Source organism: Pseudoalteromonas sp. MIP2626 (assembly GCF_013414205.1).
Classification (GTDB): domain Bacteria; phylum Pseudomonadota; class Gammaproteobacteria; order Enterobacterales; family Alteromonadaceae; genus Pseudoalteromonas; species Pseudoalteromonas nigrifaciens.
Window position 1 is genome coordinate 1 of the sequence record NZ_JAATTW010000058.1, and the last position, 19499, is coordinate 19499.

15 protein-coding genes and 1 pseudogene are annotated in these 19499 nt (G+C 40.9%); 9 read left to right on the forward strand and 7 right to left on the reverse strand.

The genetic code is table 11. From position 1 onward, the window contains the following. Positions 1-75: 75 nt before the first annotated feature. From HC000_RS16130 to HC000_RS16140, 3 genes and pseudogenes are all read right to left on the reverse strand, one after another. Positions 76-987, reverse strand: a pseudogene (locus HC000_RS16130) (LTA synthase family protein); the annotation flags it as partial. Continuing rightward, the gene (locus tag HC000_RS16135; protein WP_179808154.1) at positions 978-1349 is read right to left on the reverse strand and encodes a diacylglycerol kinase; all 372 of its coding nucleotides are present in this window, start codon (positions 1347-1349) and stop codon (positions 978-980) included. The pseudogene HC000_RS16130 and the gene HC000_RS16135, both read right to left, overlap by 10 nt. Continuing rightward, on the reverse strand, positions 1346-3016 hold the full coding sequence (locus HC000_RS16140) for a phosphoethanolamine--lipid A transferase (protein ID WP_179808156.1): 1671 nt from the start codon (positions 3014-3016) through the stop codon (positions 1346-1348). The genes HC000_RS16135 and HC000_RS16140 overlap by 4 nt, the downstream gene beginning before the upstream one ends. Before the next feature lie 541 nt (positions 3017-3557). Between HC000_RS16140 and ilvG the strand changes: the two genes are divergently transcribed. From ilvG to HC000_RS16180, 8 genes are all read left to right on the forward strand, one after another. After that, positions 3558-5207, forward strand: coding sequence for an acetolactate synthase 2 catalytic subunit (gene ilvG, locus HC000_RS16145; RefSeq protein WP_086994748.1), 1650 nt, complete (start codon positions 3558-3560; stop codon positions 5205-5207). After that, positions 5204-5446 carry an acetolactate synthase 2 small subunit gene (ilvM, locus tag HC000_RS16150; protein WP_089368829.1) on the forward strand — a complete coding sequence of 81 codons (243 nt, stop codon included), beginning with the start codon at positions 5204-5206 and terminating at the stop codon, positions 5444-5446. The genes ilvG and ilvM overlap by 4 nt, the downstream gene beginning before the upstream one ends. A 99-nt stretch (positions 5447-5545) precedes the next feature. Then, on the forward strand, positions 5546-7402 hold the full coding sequence (gene ilvD, locus HC000_RS16155; protein WP_086994745.1) for a dihydroxy-acid dehydratase: 1857 nt from the start codon (positions 5546-5548) through the stop codon (positions 7400-7402). A 2-nt stretch (positions 7403-7404) separates the two neighbouring features. Next, complete coding sequence (ilvA, locus tag HC000_RS16160) at positions 7405-8958, forward strand: threonine ammonia-lyase, biosynthetic (protein WP_089368828.1); 1554 nt, start codon at positions 7405-7407, stop codon at positions 8956-8958. A 97-nt stretch (positions 8959-9055) separates the two neighbouring features. Then, positions 9056-10084, forward strand: a complete 1029-nt coding sequence (locus HC000_RS16165; protein WP_089368827.1) for an ABC transporter substrate-binding protein — start codon at positions 9056-9058, stop codon at positions 10082-10084. Between the two features lie 61 nt (positions 10085-10145). Next, positions 10146-11330 carry a methyltransferase gene (locus HC000_RS16170; protein WP_089368826.1) on the forward strand — a complete coding sequence of 395 codons (1185 nt, stop codon included), beginning with the start codon at positions 10146-10148 and terminating at the stop codon, positions 11328-11330. Between the two features lie 11 nt (positions 11331-11341). Continuing rightward, positions 11342-12001 (forward strand): carbonate dehydratase, encoded by a 660-nt coding sequence (gene can, locus HC000_RS16175; RefSeq protein WP_086994736.1) that lies wholly within the window; start codon positions 11342-11344, stop codon positions 11999-12001. An 8-nt stretch (positions 12002-12009) separates the two neighbouring features. Continuing rightward, complete coding sequence (locus HC000_RS16180) at positions 12010-12666, forward strand: NAD(P)H-binding protein (protein ID WP_179808157.1); 657 nt, start codon at positions 12010-12012, stop codon at positions 12664-12666. Positions 12667-12907: 241 nt separating this feature from the next. On the opposite strand, the gene HC000_RS16185 is transcribed toward HC000_RS16180, so the two are convergent. Continuing rightward, the gene (locus HC000_RS16185) at positions 12908-13171 is read right to left on the reverse strand and encodes an accessory factor UbiK family protein (RefSeq protein WP_086994730.1); all 264 of its coding nucleotides are present in this window, start codon (positions 13169-13171) and stop codon (positions 12908-12910) included. Positions 13172-13334: 163 nt separating this feature from the next. Here HC000_RS16185 and rep point away from each other — a divergent pair, with 163 nt between their 5' ends. Then, positions 13335-15353, forward strand: coding sequence for a DNA helicase Rep (gene rep, locus HC000_RS16190; protein ID WP_179808158.1), 2019 nt, complete (start codon positions 13335-13337; stop codon positions 15351-15353). Positions 15354-15358: 5 nt separating this feature from the next. Here the strand turns inward: rep and HC000_RS16195 are convergent, their stop codons facing one another. The 3 genes from HC000_RS16195 to elbB all read right to left on the reverse strand — a co-directional run bounded on the left by HC000_RS16195 (position 15359) and on the right by elbB (position 19372). Further along, positions 15359-17929 carry a diguanylate cyclase gene (locus HC000_RS16195; protein ID WP_179808162.1) on the reverse strand — a complete coding sequence of 857 codons (2571 nt, stop codon included), beginning with the start codon at positions 17927-17929 and terminating at the stop codon, positions 15359-15361. Positions 17930-18098: 169 nt separating this feature from the next. Continuing rightward, positions 18099-18494 (reverse strand): cytochrome c5 family protein, encoded by a 396-nt coding sequence (locus tag HC000_RS16200; RefSeq protein WP_041454600.1) that lies wholly within the window; start codon positions 18492-18494, stop codon positions 18099-18101. Positions 18495-18724: 230 nt separating this feature from the next. Continuing rightward, positions 18725-19372 carry an isoprenoid biosynthesis glyoxalase ElbB gene (gene elbB / locus HC000_RS16205; RefSeq protein ID WP_179808163.1) on the reverse strand — a complete coding sequence of 216 codons (648 nt, stop codon included), beginning with the start codon at positions 19370-19372 and terminating at the stop codon, positions 18725-18727. Between the last annotated feature and the right edge of the window lie 127 nt (positions 19373-19499).

Sequence of the window (19499 nt, forward strand, 5' to 3'; positions counted from 1 at the left end):
AAAGTTTTCTGGCGAATTCAATTATACCTTATCTTCATGCTGTTTGTTTTTCATACCACAAAGATCAACACGCCCTAGGTTTTTTGGTTTAGTGTTATTCGTTGCGGTATGAAAGGTGTTTGTTGGCGCACTTTTATCAGTAAATGTGGCTTGGCTATCTTGCATATTATTGCGCACTATACTAAGCAGTTCATCTGCTGGCATTTTTCCGTAATAATCTTGGCTAGATTGCTCATTAGAGAGCTGCTTTACCGCAAATGCTACGCTATAAAGTGAGTTAAGGGTTAAGTCGTTAAGTAAGTGATCGGTCGAAAACGATACCATGGCTGGGTTAAGTGGTCTGTGCCCTAATGAATTACGCGCGCCTAAAATAGTTAAGCACACTAAAACTAACGCTAAAATTGATTGATTTAACCTTGTTAGTGACGACTTACTTTGCCATTGATGGCTAAATACTTTACCTGCAAATTTGCAGCTTAAAATAAGTGCTATAACAGCAATAAGTATTTCTAATTTATAGCCCGAAAGAATCATTTTAGAGACTTCTTTAGGGTAAATTAAATACTCTATAAATAAGCGGTTTGGGCGTAAATCATACTCGTTTATAAATGTAGGGGTAATCACTTCAAAAAAAACGAGTAAAGCAGACATACCCACTAAGTAAATTTTAATTAGGCTGCGTATTTTATTTTGCCAACCTACGCTCTGCATCAGTAAAGTAAGTAGCAATACGGGCATAATAATGTAGCTTAAAGTGGCTATATCAACTCTTAAACCACCTACAAATATAGAAAACCACGCATGCGATCCAAATACACGCTCCCCTTGCCATACACTTAAACCAAAGCGAGCAAGTGTTAAAAAGCCAAGGGCTAAAACAGCAAATACAACAAAAATCCATACCGGGCCAAGTGCATTTTTCACCTGAGGTATTACTTTAACTATTAGCCCCGTTATTTTAGGTATAAAATTTAGCTTTAAGCCCATAATACAGCCCACCAAATAAGTGCGGCAATTAACATGGCTATAAACACACTGGCAGAGGCTATATCTTTAGCGAGACCCGAAAGCTCATGGTATTCGCTGCCAATCCTATCAACTACAACCTCAACTGCCGTATTTACTAGTTCAGCAAACAATACAAAAAGCAGGCTGGCTATAAGTAGTAATTTATCGCTTAGTGCAATTTCTTGCAGATACACAAACACACCAAGTAACGAAAACAGTGCTAACTCTTGTTGAAACGCCGCTTCAAATCGACTCATCCATTTTAAGCCGTTAAAAGAATAGCTTAAGGTAAAAATAAGGCGCATTAAGCCTTGGCGTTTTGTAACGGTTTTATTGCTCATAGTTCTATTTCGCTTGGTGTTGTTTGGCAGCTCGCAAGTAGATCAAGCGATGCCTGATACGTTTTGCTGTTAATGCCAATTAAATTTAAAAGGGTGTGGAAAATATTGTTGTGTGAGCGTGCAGCATTGGTGTCTAAATTAGCTAAGCAGGTATTGGTAATGCGCTGATTATGCTCATCAGCCCACATATAAAGTGGTACGTGGGTTTGTGTGCTAGGCGCAAAGCTATACGGAAAGCCATGTAAATAAGCACCGCCCTCGCCAAGAGATTCACCATGATCTGACACATATAAAAATTGCTTATCTATATTGTTTGGCAGCGTTTTTAATTGCTCAATTACTTGGGCGTTAACAAAGTCGCTGTACGCAATGGTGTTGTCGTAGGTATTAACTAATTCATCAAATGAGCAATTTTGAATATCGCTTCTGTCGCAGGTTGGGGTAAATTGTTTAAATTGTTCAGGGTAGCGTTTAAAGTAAGTTGGCCCGTGCGAGCCCATCATATGCAGTACGATAACGGTGTTAGCTTGGGTTAAATTAGCCAGTTTGTGTTTAAGTGGAGCTAATAGCGCTTCATCAAAACAGTACTTACCATCACATAAAGTAGATTTTGTTGTAGGTATGTCGATAGTAACTACTCGCGTACATACGTCTTTACAGCCGCTGTTGTTATCAACCCAGAGTACATCACTGCCTGCGTGCTGGGCCAAATCAATCAAGTTTTGCTGGCTGTCGGCTTCGAGTCGATCAAAGTTTGTTTGTGTTTGCAACGAAAACATACAAGGTACAGATACCGCTGTAGCCGTGCCGCAAGACGCCACATTATTAAAGTAAGTAACGCCGTGTTTTTGGGTATAAAAATTGGTGTTACGTTTATAACCTTGATAAGCAAAGTTTTCTGCTCGTGCAGTTTCACCAACCACTATTACGGTTACGCTACTGGCATTAGGCGCAATTAGGGTAGGTGCAGCATCTATATTTTTAAATTCCATATTGGTATACAGCAGCTGATCGCGCATATATTTATAGCCGCTAGAGAGATACTGAAATGGAATAATTTCTTTTTTCAAAATGCGGTTATTGCGGCCCGTTGCAGCATAGTCGGCATAAAAGTTTGTAACCACCAATACTATAAGCGCCAAACACGCTACAACTAGCTTTACGCGGCTAAGTACTTCTTGGTGAGGGCGGGTAAAGTGTATTTTTATTTTGCTTAAAACAAAAACAGGCAGGGCACAAAACAGCAGTAAAAAGCCAATAAGCTGCGGATTTAAATAGCTTAATGCTTCGCTTGAATCAGTTTCGAAGGTGTTTTGGATCATAGAATAATCAAACACCACGCCATAATTTAAGGTGCCGTAAAGTACTGCACTGGAAATAACCAATAAAAAGTAATTAAGTGGCTTTAATAACCACCGAACCGACACTATCGAAAAAAATATAATTAGCAGGCAGAGTAGTAATAGCGGTACTGAAAATAAAAATAGCCACGAAAAAGAAGCTAAAGAAGTAATGGCGCTAAAAGAGCCATGAATGAATGGAATATTTATAACCAAGCAATAGTAGCAGGCAATCATTACTACAAAAGCGTTGGCGCTACAGTGAATGTAAAACCGTTTACCACGATTAAGTTTTTGCTGTGTAGATATAGGACTAAGTGAATGCATATTTAGGCTCGTTTAAAACAACAACGCCATGTTATGCAACAACACTTAAGAACTGCTTAAGAGAAGCTACGCATTTCCTGAGGGGGGTAAAATAAATTTATTCCCAGAGTATTATTAAAAATTAATCAAACCATAAAAAGGGCATATTAGAATAGGGAATTTATAGCGCTTAACTATTCACATAAAAAAACCATAGCAGGTAATTATAGTGAATATTAAAACCACTTAAATTGCTTATTTGTCTTTTATTTGAATTGAATTTGATGTTGACTTAAGGGGCTCAGCACGGTATTAATATAAAAAGAGAGCAAAGGAATAACCTTTGCGATAATTTAACAACATTTGGTATTAATTACATGCTTGCAAACGCACTAAACCTAGTCCTGATTATTATCGTGGTGATTATTCCCGCGAGGGCTTCGTAGTGCTTTAAAAAACTTAAGCATTTAAAAGCCCTCCGCACTTAACCGTTCGGGGGGCTTTTTGGTTTTAGCGGCAAAATATGTGATTGAATTGTCACTGAGGAATGAGGGTTTTATTAATGACAGGCGCAGAATTAACAATAGATTTATTAGCCAAACACGGCGTAAAAGAAGTATTTGGCTACCCAGGCGGAGCTATTATGCCAATTTACGATGCCTTGTATGGCGCGCCAGTCAAGCACTACCTTACTCGGCATGAGCAAGGTGCAGGCTTTGCGGCAGTAGGTTTTGCTCGTAGTACGGGTAAATTAGGAGTGTGTTTTGCAACGTCAGGCCCTGGTGCCACTAACTTAATTACTGCTCTTGCCGATGCGATGATGGACTCAGTGCCATTATTAGCAATTACCGGGCAAGTGCCTACCGCAGCGATTGGTTCAGATGCCTTTCAGGAGATAGATGTGTTAGGTATGTCGCTGTCGTGTACTAAGCACAGTTACATGGTAGAGCGAGCCGAAGATTTAGCCGAAATACTGCAAGAGGCCATGCACTTAGCGCAAAGCGGTCGCCCAGGGCCCGTACTCGTAGATATCCCAAAAGACATTCAAATGGCGCAAGTGCCATTTCAGCCTTGGCTAGCAGCAGACGAGTACTTACCAGAACTTGATTTAAAGCAAGTTGCTATTGCTAATCAACTGCTTAGTGAAGCTAAACAGCCGGTTGCTTATGTAGGTGGTGGAGTGCAATCAGCGGATGCACAAGCCCAGTTGATGCAGTTTTTAAATAAAACCCACATGCCAGCGGTTGCCACACTTAAAGCGCTGGGCAGTGTGTTACCCGATTACGAGTATTACTTAGGTATGCTAGGTATGCACGGCGGCCAAGCTGCTAACTTAGCGGTGCAAGAATGCGATGTACTAGTGTGTATTGGGGCGCGGTTTGATGACCGTGTTACCGGCAACTTAGCAAAGTTTGCTGCAAACGCTAAAGTAATTCATTTAGACATAGACGCCGCAGAAGTCGGTAAGCGTAAACCAGCAAAAGCTTCTTTAATTGCTGACTTAAAAACGTCCTTACCTGCATTAGAGTGTTTTGTAACTCCCCAAGCATGGTGCGATTATAACAAGGCAATGATGGTTAAATATGCATGGCGTTACGACTATCCGGGCGACAAGGTATTTGCACCCTATTTACTTAATCAACTTAGCCAACGTATGCCTAAAACGGGTGTCGTGTGCTGCGATGTAGGTCAGCACCAAATGTGGGTGGCCCAGCATATGAAATTTAATCATCCCAGTAATCACTTAAGTAGTGGTGGTGCAGGCACTATGGGCTTTGGTTTACCTGCGGCAATTGGTGCACAAGTAGCGCGCCCCGATGACTTTGTTATTACGGTATCTGGTGATGGCTCTATCATGATGAACATTCAAGAGTTGGCAACAATTCGTCGTAATAATTTACCAGTAAAAATACTTATTTTAGATAACCAACGCTTAGGTATGGTACGTCAATGGCAGGAGCTGTTTTTTGAAGAGCGCTACTCAGAAACTGACCTTTCAGATAATCCAGACTTTGTGCAGCTAGCAGCGGTATTTGGTATACCAGGGCAAACCATAACCCATGCTAATCAAGTTGACGATGCAATAACCGCACTGGTTAATAGTAAAGGTCCATACATAGTACATGCCTGTATTGATAATAAAGAAAATGTATGGCCGCTAGTACCACCAGGTGCAGCTAACGATGAAATGATGACGGGGAAAGCACAATGAAACATAGTTTAACAATCGCCTTAAAAAATCAAAGTGTTGCTGTAGAGCGTTTTTTACGCGTAGTACGTCATCGTGGTTTTGACTTAACCCATTTTCAACTCAATATAGACGATGGCCAATACCATGTAACCATGACGGTAGACAGCGATAAGCCAATTCACTTATTAACCAGTCAGCTAAATAAGCTGGTGGACGTAAAAGCCGTTACTTTACAAAATTTACAGCAACAAGTGGTTTAAGTGTGCGCGCAGTAAACAATTACAGAGTGGGTTAATAAACTTACTCAATAACTAAGAATGAGGAATGCTTGCTTATAAAGCAGCAAAACAGAGGTAACCATGGCAAAATTAAGAAGTGCAACAACAACCGAAGGTCGAAAACGTGCAGGTGCTCGTGCATTATGGCGTGCAACAGGAATGACAGATAGCGATTTCGGAAAGCCGATTATTGCGGTTGTAAACTCATTTACACAATTTGTACCTGGGCATGTGCACCTTAATCAGCTGAGCGAACTGATGGCTGAAACCATTACCCAAGCGGGTGGCGTGCCAAAAGAATTTAACACCATAGCTATAGATGATGGTATTGCTATGGGCCATGGTGGCATGTTGTATTCACTGCCATCACGCGACCTAATTGCCGACTCGGTTGAGTACATGGTTAATGGCCATTGCGCCGATGCGATGATTTGTATTTCAAACTGCGACAAAATTACCCCAGGAATGATGCTTGCAGCGTTGCGTTTAAATATTCCGGTTATATTTGTATCGGGTGGTCCGATGGAAGCCGGTAAAACTAAACTTGCTAATATCGATATTAAACTCGATTTGGTAGACGCCATGGTTAAAGGTGCAGATGAGTCGGTAAGTGATGCAGATTCAGAGCAAGTGGAGCGCTCAGCATGTCCTACATGTGGTTCGTGTTCAGGCATGTTTACTGCCAATTCTATGAACTGTTTACTTGAAGCCATTGGTTTAGCACTACCGGGTAACGGTACTACGCTAGCAACGCATAAAGACCGTAAACAATTATATGTTGAAGCGGGCGCACGCATTGTTGATTTGTGCCGCGAGTATTACCAAAAAGATAACCAAGAAGTATTGCCACGCGCGATTGCTAACAAAACAGCCTTTATGAACGCCATGGTAGTAGATATAGCCATGGGCGGCTCGTCAAATACGGTATTACATTTACTTGCTGCGGCGCAAGAGGCAGGTGTTGATTTTGATATGTCGCACATTGATGCACTATCTCGTAAAACGCCCTTTTTATGTAAAGTAGCACCCGCTACGCCAGAATATCATATTGAAGATGTACACCGCGCTGGTGGCATGATGGCAATTGTACGTGAGTTGGGTAAAGCAGGCTTAGTTGATATGTCGGTAAATCATGTCGCTGGGTCAACAATGGCTGAGCTAGTTAAAAAGTGGGATGCAACAGACCCAACTAACGAAGCTGCTCGCAAATTTTATCGTGCAGGCCCTGCGGGTATTCGCACTACTAAAGCAATGAGCCAAGAATGCCGTTGGGATGAGGGCGATAACGACCGCGAACATGGTTGTATTCGTAGTGTTGAACACGCTTTTCGTCAAGATGGTGGTTTAGCCGTACTGTCGGGCAATTTAGCGGTTGATGGCTGTGTTGTAAAGAGCGCGGGTGTAGTTGATGACATGCTACATTTTGAAGGTACTGCCGTGGTGTATGAGTCGCAAGATGATTCGGTAGAAGGTATTTTAAACGACGAAGTAAAAGCCGGCGATGTAGTGGTTATTCGTTATGAAGGGCCAAAAGGCGGGCCTGGAATGCAAGAAATGCTTTATCCAACCAGTTACTTAAAGTCAAAAGGCTTAGCAGAAAAATGTGCCTTGATCACTGATGGTCGTTTTTCTGGCGGCACATCAGGCTTATCAATTGGCCATGTATCACCAGAAGCGGCTAGTGGTGGTGCGATTGCCTACGTTGAAAACGGCGATAAAATAATTATTGATATTGCTACTCGCGAAATTACTTTAGCGCTTAGCGATGCAGAGCTCGAAGCTCGTAAACAAAAACAGCTAGCGCGTGGCAAGCAGGCTTATAAACCGCTTGATCGTCAGCGTTATGTATCATCTGCGCTTAAAGCATATGCGCTACTTGCTACCAGTGCCGATAAAGGTGCAGTGCGCGATTTAGCCAAACTAGAGGAGCTTAGTTAATTATGGTTTCTCAAGAACTCGATTATTTTCGTGCAATTATTCAAGCAAACATGGAGCCGCTGGCTAAAGTAACTGAGGTTAGCAAAATGGCCGAACTCAGTACTAAGCTGGGCAACCATGTGTGGCTAAAACGCGAAGACCAGCAGCCGGTGTACTCATTTAAATTACGTGGTGCATTTAATAAACTTAACAAGCTGCCTAAAGGCTCAGTAGTGATTACTGCATCTGCGGGAAATCATGCTCAAGGTGTGGCGCTGAGTGCCTCACATTTAGGGCATCAGGCAACTATAGTTATGCCAGTAACTACCCCAGAAATAAAAGTAAGTGCAGTGCGTGCACTTGGTGGTGAAGTAGTATTACATGGTCATCACTTTGATGCCGCTAAAGCCCATGCGCTAGAACTTACAGAGCAACTCAACGGTATATTTGTACCGCCATTTGACGACCCAGACGTAATTGTAGGGCAAGGCACAGTAGCCCGTGAGCTAATGCAGCAGTTAAACGAGCTTGATGCGGTATTTATTCCCGTTGGCGGCGGCGGTTTGCTTGCTGGTATGGCGGTATATATAAAATCACTGCGCCCTGATATTAAAGTAATAGGGGTAGAAGCCGACGAAAGTGCCTGCTTACAAGCCGCACTAAAAGCGGGTAAGCCAGTAGAGCTTGATAGAGTTGGTAGTTTTGCCGATGGTGTGGCGGTTAAAATTATTGGCACTGAAACGTTTAGATTAGCGCAAAAGTTTTGCGACGACGTAGTTACCGTAAGCAGCGATGAGATATGCGCCGCCATGCAAGATATTTTTGTATCTACGCGTGCCATTGCCGAGCCTTCAGGCGCGCTTGCCACTGCCGGGCTGAAAAAGTGGAGTCAGCAATCGGGGTTAAAAGGGCTGCATTTAGCTGCCGTGCTTTCAGGAGCTAATTTAAATTTTGATCGCTTACGTTATGTAGCAGAGCGCACCGCACTTGGCGAAAAAAACGAAGCGCTATTAGCCGTTACCATTAATGAAGAAAAAGGCAGTTTTAAACAATTTTGTGCCTCGTTAGGTGGGCGCGCTATTACCGAGTTTAATTATCGTTATGCAGGGCCCGGCGATGCGCAAATATTTGTAGGTATTGCGCTACGTCAAGGGTTACAAGAGCTAGAAGAGTTAAAGCGAGATCTAACCAATAACAATTATCAATTTTGCGACCTATCGGATAACGAACTCGCTAAGTTACATGTGCGTTATATGGTTGGAGGTAAAGCACCTGAGCAATTACATGAACGTTTATTACAGTTTGAGTTTCCTGAATACCCGGGCGCATTAGCACGCTTTTTAGATACCTTAGGCAGTAATTGGAATATTACTTTATTTCATTATCGTAATCATGGTGGCTCTACGGGGAATGTATTAGCAGGTTTTGCAATTGAACCAAGCCAATTTGATGTGTTTAATGAGCACTTAAATCGCTTAGGCTATAACGTACAAGATGAAACAAATAACCCGTGTTTTACCCAGTTTTTAACCTCGCAGCCTCAGGGCAAAAACGTCGATAAACTCGCTTCGGCATAACCCTCTTTATTAACAAGCACCTCGTTGAGGTGCTTGCTTTATCATGTTTTTTACATATTATTATCAATAAATAATAATATGCTTTGAGGGGAACTCGTTGCTAATTAAAGGACTAATCATTGTTTTAGGGCTTTTTTGTTGCCAGCTACAGGCGCAAGAACCGGTTACATTGCAATTAAAATGGACTCATCAATTTCAATTTGCCGGCTATTATATGGCCAAGCATAAAGGCTTTTATAAAGAGGTCGGGCTGGATGTAAATATACTCCCTGCCAAGTTAAGTATGCCCGACAGTTTTGATGCAGTAGCACAAGGTGAGGTGCAGTTTGGCATTGGTCATTCTGGTGTTTTACAGCAACGCATTGCCGGTAAACCTTTAGTGGCAATGGCTGCTATATTGCAGTTTTCCCCTTATTGCTGGATGGTTAAAGACAGCTCTGATATTTTTCATGCACGAGACTTTATTACTAAACGAGTCACTACCAGCGGTAAAAGAGAGAATACTGAGTTATTAATTATGCTCCAGCGCAGTGGCATTAATACCGACCGCTTAGCCCATTATGAAGGTGATAATCCGACCCGCGCATGGATTGACAATAAAGTAGATGCAATGCAAGTGTATGTAACCGACCTACCTTATTACATGGCGCAACAAGGAATTGCTCACAGACTTATTTGTCCGCAAAGGTACGGTATGGATCTGTATGCCGATATTTTGTTTACTAGCCAAAGTATGCTTAAAAACCACCCGCAAACAGTAGAAAGCTTTTATCAGGCAAGTCTTAAAGGTTGGCGTTATGCAATGATGAATATGGATGAAGCGATAGCAGTAACTCAGCAATATGCACCGCATAAAAGCCCCCATCAGCTAGCTTATGAAGCCGAGGTATTAAAAGGCTATGTTACAGTACCCAGTACTCACCTAGGTAATATGTCGATGGCAAAGTGGCGCTTAATAGCTGATTTATATGGTGTTGAACAAAGTGATTTTGACAAAGTAAAAGCTAGTTTTATATATAAGTATCAGGAGCCCGAAAGATTACAGCTTTCATGGATGTTACTGGCAGCAATTATTATCAGCATTATTTCTATCCCGCTGTATTTACGTTTAATCTTCAAAAAATAACCACTTAATGACAGTGGGCTGAGCTGCTATAATTAATTGTGTTTATTTATTTTAAGTTGATATGACCTTAGCTGAGCAGTTTTCTGCACTTGATTCTCTCCTTATGCGTAATCGCCAATATTGGCAATGTACGGCATTTGATTTTGATGCACTACCTTGGCCTGAGCTACAAGAGCCTTTAAATAATTTAACGGATGAAGAAGTTGCCCAATTAGATGGCAATGAAGAACAGTTATATCAATTTTTTGAGCCGCATATTGAGCAACTTGAACAGCTGGTAAATTTGTGTGAGTTACCAACAGCGAACTTAACGCGCAGTGACTATCCGTTTTGGCTTAGTAACGGTATAAAAGGGCGGAAGTTTCAGCAGCTGCAAGATTTTGTAGCGGCTTTACCCAGTAGTACCAAGCCTGTTTTAGAATGGTGCGCGGGTAAAGGGCACCTCGGGCGTATGCTAGCGTTTAATGGTGCTAAAAGCGTGCACAGTATAGAGCTGCAACCGCAATTATGTGAGCAAGGGCAGCACAGTGCAAAGCAGCAAGGCTTAGCTATGCACTTTAGCCAAGCTGATGTATTGAAGGATGACATTACTGCTTTTTTTAAAGCCGATATGCACGCAGTCGCTTTACATGCTTGCGGCGGTTTACATCAAGCTTTTATGCAGCAGGCCAGTGTAGCTAAAGTCTCTAACATTAGTTTTTCTCCTTGTTGTTATCATTTATTTACCCCAGATAATTACCTAGCAATGAGTACGCTTGCACAACAAAGTCTCCTTAACTTAACTCATCGCGACTTAAAGCTCGCACTTCAAGAAATGGTCACCGCGCCTTCACGCATAGTTAAAGTGCGTAACACTGAAGTTGCATGGCGACTCGGGTTTGATGCCCTGCGAAAATCGATTACTAATGAGCAACATTACGTCAGTGTGCCGTCGGTTAACAAGGCGGTGTTTTCAGATTCATTTAAATCATTTTGTGCATGGGCTGCAGACAAAAAGTCGTTAAAGTTGCCACAAGAGATTGATTATAATGAGTTTTTACTTATTGGGCAGGACAAGATAAAAGTAACAGATCGTATTGAACTGGTTCGACATGTGTTCAGAAGAGCAATAGAAGTTTGGCTTGTGCTCGATCGTGCTTTATATTTACAGCAGCAAGGCTATCAAGTCAGTATTAAAACGTTTTGCGCAAAACAGTTAACACCGCGCAATATTTTGATCTTGGCAAATTACCCGTCTTCGAACTGAAAAGAGATGCAATGAGAAAGCTAAAAAATTTATTCGACAATAATAAACGTTGGGCAGATCGCACTAGTAAAGCGGATCCTGACTTTTTTAAAATACTATCAATGCAGCAAAATCCAGAGTACTTATGGATTGGTTGTTCCGACTCCCGCGTGCCAGCCAATCAAATTGTAGATTTACTCCCAGGTGAGCTATTTGTACATCGTAACGTAGCAAACGTAGTTGTACATACAGATCATAACTGTTTATCGGTAATGCAATATGCTGTTGAAGTATTAAAAGTTAAACATATTATGGTGGTGGGGCATTATGGTTGTGGTGGTGTACAAGCAGTACTAGATGAAGCCCGCTTTGGCTTTATTGATAATTGGCTGCGCCATGTTGGTGATGTAAAAGAGAAGCACCTAGAGCAATTAAATGCAGTGCCTGAAAAAGAGCGTTTAAGCCGTTTAATAGAGCTTAATGTAATTGAGCAGGTACGTAATGTAGCGCGTACTAATATAGTACAAGACGCATGGGCACGTGGACAAAGTTTATCGATTCATGGTTGGGTTTACGGCCTAGAAAATGGCCACCTACATGACCTAGAGTCAGTAGTAACTTGTGCATCAGAAGAAGCCGACACTTATAAAAAAGCCGTGCAACACGTGTTTTCAAAACTTGACCATGGATAATTAAAGCGATGACAAAAACGGCGGTAATTATAGGTGCAACAGGGTTAGTAGGAAATGAGTTATTAAAAAAGTTACTACAAAGCGCGTATTTTTCTAATGTAATTGCCTTAAGCCGTCGTGCGCTAAGCATACGTCATCCAAAACTCGTTAATCATATAATTGAGTTTGATGAGTTAACTCAATATGCTGCATTATTTAAAGGCGATGTGTTTTTTTCTTGTTTAGGTACTACTAAAAAGCAAGCCGGCTCAATTGCGGCGCAGCGAAGAGTTGATTTTGATTATCAATTTATTGCCGCGCAATTAGCCGCAAGTAATGGTGTGCAACATTACTGCTTGGTGTCATCAAGTGGTGCAAATGCGCACAGCACTAGCCCTTATTTAAAAATGAAGGGGCAACTAGAGGAGCAGGTTAAGCAACTGCCTTTTGCACGTATCAGTTTTTTTCAGCCGTCGTTATTATTAGGTAACCGTAAGCAGTTTAGAGTGGCTGAGAAAATTGGCAGTGTTATTTTACCCATTATAACTCGCCTGCCACTTTTAAAACGCTATAAACCAATAACTGGGGAGCAAGTAGCGCAAAAAATGCTGGTTGTGAGTTGCGCGCAGCAGAGCAATTTAGCTTACTATGTACTTGATGAGCTATTTAACCTGAGCTCCGGATAATAAATCTATCTCAAGCAGCTATTTTCAGCGCTAACTGCGTTGAATTTACTTGCAATAGGCCAGCTATTGACGCGTAAATTCGCCTTGTTTTCACTGAAAACTTCTGGCTAGAGAAAATAAATATAATTATAATTCAATATGTTAGTAAGTTCCTTAACTAGAGTTCAGGTTATTTAATTAATTAGCACTATTACAAAACAAAAAAGCAGCCTTGGCTGCTTTTTTACTTTAAGCGTATATATTATTCAGCATTTGGCTGAGTGCTAAGTTGTTGCTCTAACAGTGCAACTTTAGCTTCAAGCTCAGTTAGCTTTTCGCGTGTACGGATCAGTACTTGGCTTTGTACATCAAACTCTTCACGACTTACAAAGTCCATCTCAGCAAGCTTGTTTTGTAAAACTTGTTTGGTTTTACCTTCGAGTGTATCGGCTAAGTTTTTTACGCCTTGTGGCATATTACTAGTGATTTGCTTTGCAATTTCTTCAAGTTTTGCTGGATTAATCATGTTCGTCCCTTGGCTGTTGCCCAGAATTTATAATAACTAATATTACCTTATAGCCAGTGTATTTAACACAGGTTGATCTTTATCGAATTAATTAGTGCAATTGCTATGCTCGCTGTAATGGTTACGTTAAAATTGCCCGTCTTTTTAAATCTCTTTGGTCGTTATGAAACTCAATCCTAAACAAGATGAAGCGGTAAAATATATTAGTGGGCCATGCTTAGTGCTTGCTGGAGCTGGCTCTGGTAAAACGCGTGTTATTACTAATAAAATCGCATATTTAGTGAAACAGTGTGAGTATAAAGCGCGTAATATTGCCGCGGTTACTTTTACCAATAAAGCTGCTAAAGAGATGCGTGAGCGTGTTTTGCAAACACTTGGCAAGCAAGATGCCAAAGGGCTTTGGGTATCTACATTTCATACGCTGGGTTTAGAAATTATCAAAAAAGAACTTAGTACACTGGGCTTTAAGCCGGGTTTTTCGCTATTTGACGATCAAGATACCAACCAGTTATTAAATGATTTAACCGAAGACGAACTTAAAAATGATAAAGACCTACTCAAGCTATTAAAAATGGCAATTGGTAGCTGGAAAAACGAATTAATTTTACCAGAACAAGCAATCCGCGAAGCGCAAGAGCCACAAAAAGCATTATTTGCACAGCTTTATGGTCGCTATCAAAACCAGTTACGTGCTTATAATGCACTAGATTTTGATGACTTAATAATGATCCCTACTTTGCTCCTTACTAATAATGCCACTTCACGGATGCGCTGGCAGCAACGCTTTAAATACTTGCTGGTGGATGAGTACCAAGATACCAATACCAGCCAATACCAACTTGTTAAGCTGTTAGTAGGTGAACGTGCCCGCTTTACTGTGGTAGGCGATGACGATCAATCGATATATTCATGGCGCGGTGCGCGTCCGCAAAACTTAGTGTTATTAAGTAAAGACTTCCCCGGGCTTAGACTTATTAAGCTGGAGCAAAACTACCGTAGTGCAGGGCGAATACTAAAAGCGGCTAATATATTAATTGCCAACAACCCGCACGACATTGAAAAAAAGCTGTTTAGTGAGCTCGGTTATGGTGAGCCAATAAAAGTAATTGGTTGTCGTGATGAAGAGCATGAGTCTGAGCGCGTAGTGGCTGAAATTATTTCGCATAAGTTTATGAAACGCACTAGCTACAAAGATTACGCTATTTTATATCGCGGTAATCACCAAGCGCGAGGCTTTGAAAAATCGTTAATGAGTAACCGTATTCCATACAAAATTAGCGGTGGTATGTCGTTTTTTTCGCGCTCAGAAATTAAAGATATTATGGCCTACTTACGGCTGCTGGTTAATCAAGACGATGACAATGCATTTTTACGAATAGTAAATACACCACGGCGCGAAATAGGCACGGTGACACTTGAAAAGCTGGGCACGCTCGCAAATGAAAAGCACATGAGTTTATTTGCTACCTGTTTTGATAATGACCTAGGTTATAGGCTAAAAGGGCGTGGTTTGAACGCACTTACTGGGTTTGCACGTTGGGTTGTGGAGCTATCAGACAACGCGGTGCGCGGTGATACCCTAGAAGCGGTTAAAGATTTAGTGCGTAACATTAACTACGAAGCGTATTTATACGAGTCATCACCTAGTGCCAAAGCGGCTGAAATGCGGATGAAAAACGTATCGGAGTTATATCGGTGGATCACCGACATGCTAACCGGCGACACCGATAACGAGCCCATGACCTTGGCCGAAGTAGTGAGCAAACTTACATTACGCGATATGTTAGAGCGTAACGAAGAAGAAGATGAAGCCGACGCGGTGCAGTTATCAACCTTGCATGCATCAAAGGGACTAGAGTATCCGTACGTGTTTATGGTGGGTATGGAAGAGGGCTTGCTACCGCATCAGGTAAGTATTGATGAGGACAACGTAGATGAAGAGCGTCGCCTTGCGTATGTTGGGATCACCCGAGCTCAACAAGAGCTCACCTTAACTTATGCTAAAATACGTCGTCAATTTGGCGAAACATCACAAACAGAGCTCAGTCGTTTTGTACAAGAACTACCACAAGACGATTTAGCATTCGAGAATAAAAAAGCACCTAATAGCCAAGCCGAGCGAATGGAAAAAGGTCAGGCGCGTGTGGCTAATCTACGCGCTATGCTTAAAAAACCTGAATAAATTGGTTAACGTTGCAGTGATTCAAAGTGACTAATAGAGGGCTGCAAACTACTGTTAAGTGCAGACTGTTTACCGATAAAAAATCCTAGACCGTGTTTATCTAATAGAGCTCTAAAATTTAATATAGCAGGGCCTTTTGCTATTACTTTAGTGTTTTTAATTTTAGTAATGGCAAGTACTCCCTGCAGTTGTAGGTCGTAGCTAGCTTGCTGCAAAATACGTTTACTAAATGTCGAGCTTAGTAGTAGGTAGTCAAAATCAATTTCGCTAAGTAAGCTAAGCTCGCATTTATCTTTAGCAAAATTATTTAACCCAATAGAGTAGCCGTTTAAAGATAATTGCTTTAAATTTTCAATTTGTGTTGCACTAGCATAACGAATTTCTTGCTCGTCAAAGAGTAAGCAAAGCTGTGTTTTGTTTTCGCATTGGCTCAAAGCATCAGTAAATAAATTAAACTCAGGATGGGCCAATAACAAACTAGAGCAAGGTAGTAAACCGACGTTTAAGTTAGCGTTACTTGTTTGTGTGTATGCTTGTTGCAGTAGCTGTAGTTCAACATTAAGATGTTGCTCTTTATCGCAGGCAAACTTTTTTAGAATATCAAAACTGGTATAGCCCAATATAGGGTGCTCGCCAAATGCCTCTAGCAATGACTCAGACTGGCAATTTTCATCAGGAGTAATGATCTCAGAACTTCTAAAGTTCATCGGTAGCTGTTCAAGGTAATGCAGTACTGGTGATTGCTGCTCTGGTATTGCTTGCGTTAATAGCGGGTGGAATAGCTCATAGCGGTTTCTACCTGAGTTTTTAGCGTAGTACATAGCGGCATCGGCATCACGAATTATTTCATCCGTATTTTTATAGCTTTGGTTAGAGTAAGTTATACCAATACTTGCACCACTTTGCAGTGACGAGCCTTTAAAACAAAATGGTTCTGCCATTAAGTTAATTATTCTATTTGCAACATCTTCAGCTTGTTGAGGCTCGGTTAAATGAGTCAATAAAATTACAAACTCATCCCCCCCTAAGCGCGCTAATAAGTCGTGCTCGCGAATACACTGCGAAAATAGCTTACTCACGCTAATTAAAAACTGATCCCCGGCATGATGGCCAAGTTGGTCGTTAATACTTTTAAACTTATCTAAATCAATAAATAATACGGCAAAGTGTTGCTCTACAAAGCGATGATATTCTTGCAGGGTTTTTTCAAGTTGAGTTAAAAATAAGCTTCGGTTAGCTAAACCGGTCAGCGAGTCGTGATGCGCGTCGTGATAAAGCTGCTGCTCTATTTTTTTTCGCTCATCAATTTGCATTTGTAAATGTAGGTTAGCTTGGCGTAACTCTTTAGTTTTTTCGTCAACCCGAAACTCAAGCTTCTGATGACTCTTTTTAAGTGCGATATTAGCTAATTTTGTTTGTAATACTGTAGCAATTTGATGGGATACAAAGGTGATGAGTTCGCAATCATCTTGGCTAAAAATATGTTTATTGTTATACGCTTGGCAAACAATTAAACCAATAACACCTTGTGATGTTTTTAATGGTGCGCCAAGCCAACTAGTAGCCATTTGCTTTTCAGGCACAGGTGAAGTGCGTTGTACTGTGCCATCTTGTATAAGCGCTTTTGCTCTATCGGGATGTATAAGCTGAGTTTCTTCGGTGCTAATTACCAGCTCACTATAGCCTTTAGAAAAACGCCTTGATTGAGGGTTCTTTTTAAATTCATCTACGTAATAAGGAAAGCTTAGCCAGCCAGAATCTTTGTTATAAAGTGCAATGTAAAGGTTATCAGCATAGGTTATCGACTTTATAATTTCATGCAGTTGTAAATATACATCATCAATATTTTTAGCTTGTGTTGCCAGCTCCGATATTTTAAATAAAATTTGCTGGCGTTGTAGGGCTCGTTTACGTTGTTCGACTTCAAGGTTAAGCGCTGCGTTACTTTGCGTAAGTGCTTGGGTGCGAATTTTAACTTCGGCTTCGAGTTGCTCGCGCTTTTTTACTCGCTCTATTGCGGTAGCTAAGTACAGCGACATAACCTCTAGTAATTGTATTTGTTGTGGGCTGTATCCTTGCTCTGTGTCGTAACTTTGTGCTGCAAGTACGCCTATAATGCTTTTTTCTTGAAATACAGGCACGCCAATCCAGTGCTCAGCAGGCGTACCTAATGCTTTAAATAAACCACTATTAGCAGCATCGTGCATTTGTTGCTTAGTAAAGTAGGTTGTTTTACCTTGTTTAAATACATAACCAGTTGCACCTTCGTTAAAACTATTATGCTGATTAAGGGCAATAGCAAGACCATATTTTTCGTCTGAAAAATAAGAAAGTTCTAATAAGTTTGTGTGTCTGTTGGAAAGTACAACATAAAAACTTTTGCTTGGTACGTACTTTTGCAAAATATCGTGTATAGCGGGATAGAGCAAGGTAAGTTCTGCAACCGTGCTGGCTTGCTCTGATAATAGGATCAGGGCATTTTGTAGATGATGTGCATGCTTGTACTTTTTCAGTAGCGCTTTAAGACGTTTATTTTGATGCGCTAAGTTACTAGGTACTGTTAATTTATCTTCCAATGATGTTAACCAGCTGTGTTTTTATTGTATAATAATTGCGCTTATAATTTCATTTTTAACTATTAGCGTCAAGTATATATTCGTTAAAATAGCGGTTAAAAGTAGATAAAAAGCATTAAAAAAGGCTTACCTTAAGTAAACCTTTTTATTTATTGATTTTAGTAGGCTTTTACTTAGTTGTCATAAAGTTAATTGCGGCACTAATTTCGTCTTCAGAACAATCCATACAAGTACCTTTTGGCGGCATTGCATTAAAACCATTCAGTGCGTGATCGAGTAATACATCATTACCTTTAGCAAGGCGAGGTGACCAATCATCAGCCGATTTAGGTGCGCCTAACGCACCAGTACCGTGACACGCAAAACATGAAGCTTGATATACTTGCTCGCCAGAACGTGGGCCAGTAGGGGCTGCAGGAGCGGCCACTTTGTCACCCTCAAGGTATACAGCACCAATCGGTGCGAGACGTTTTTTGATTGCATCGGCAGTCATAGAGTTATCATATGGCTGTGCGTATGCGGTGGTTGCTAGCATTAGTAATGCTGCAGCTGATAGTTTTTTCATTTTGCCTTGCCCACTTCAATTTGAACGTGATCAATCACGATTGTAAATGACGGAATTTAAAACAATTATAACTCCCCTAAGCAATTTATAAAATGCTAAGAGTAGATTTTATTGATTAAATCGACTAAAGATTGCGTTAACTCAATAAAAACAGCAGTTTACTAAATGGTTAAACAGAGTAACTGTTATTCTAAGTTACAAAAATCTAAATAGATCATATTGCTCAAAAATCAGCTTAGTGCGAGCACTTCACTCACCAGTTTAGCTATTCCAACATCGGCATCGAGTATAGATTGTGCCAGCATATAGGCTGGTGTTGTTACTAGCTTATACTGCTGATCTACAACAATATCATCTACTGCGCAGGTGACATGCTGAGCACCTAAGGTGTTAAGTGCATTAGCTGTGTCACTATCATTACCTATAGTTAGATGTGCTTGCTGATAAATAAAAGGAATTAAATTAGGAGCAATACACATATAGCCCGCCGCTTTATTGGTATTGGCAAACGCTTTACAGGCATGTAACACGTCAGCATTAATACTTGCCTGTGGCCCTTTTATAGCAAAGTCAGATAGATTTTTTGCAGCACCAAAACCACCCGGTACAATTAAAGCGTCAAACTGTGTAACGTCCAGCTCAGTAATCGCTTTTACTTCGCCGCGAGCAATACGCGCTGCTTCTACAAGTACATTACGATTATCGGTGGTTTCTTCACCAGTGAGGTGATTAATGGTGTGATGCTGCGCTATATCGGGTGCAAAGCATTGATAACTTGCACCATTTTTTGCTATGTGTAATAAAGTCAAAACGGCTTCATTAATTTCACTACCATCATAAACGCCACAACCGGCTAAAATTACTGCAACTTTTTTCATTTTTTATCTGCTCCGTTTAAGTCGGCAAACTAAAATTTAGTTCGATAGATTAGGGTCTTATATGGACTCCCTATTAATGTCAAAAATAAAATTGAAATAAATTAGATGCTAGCTTATATACGGGCTC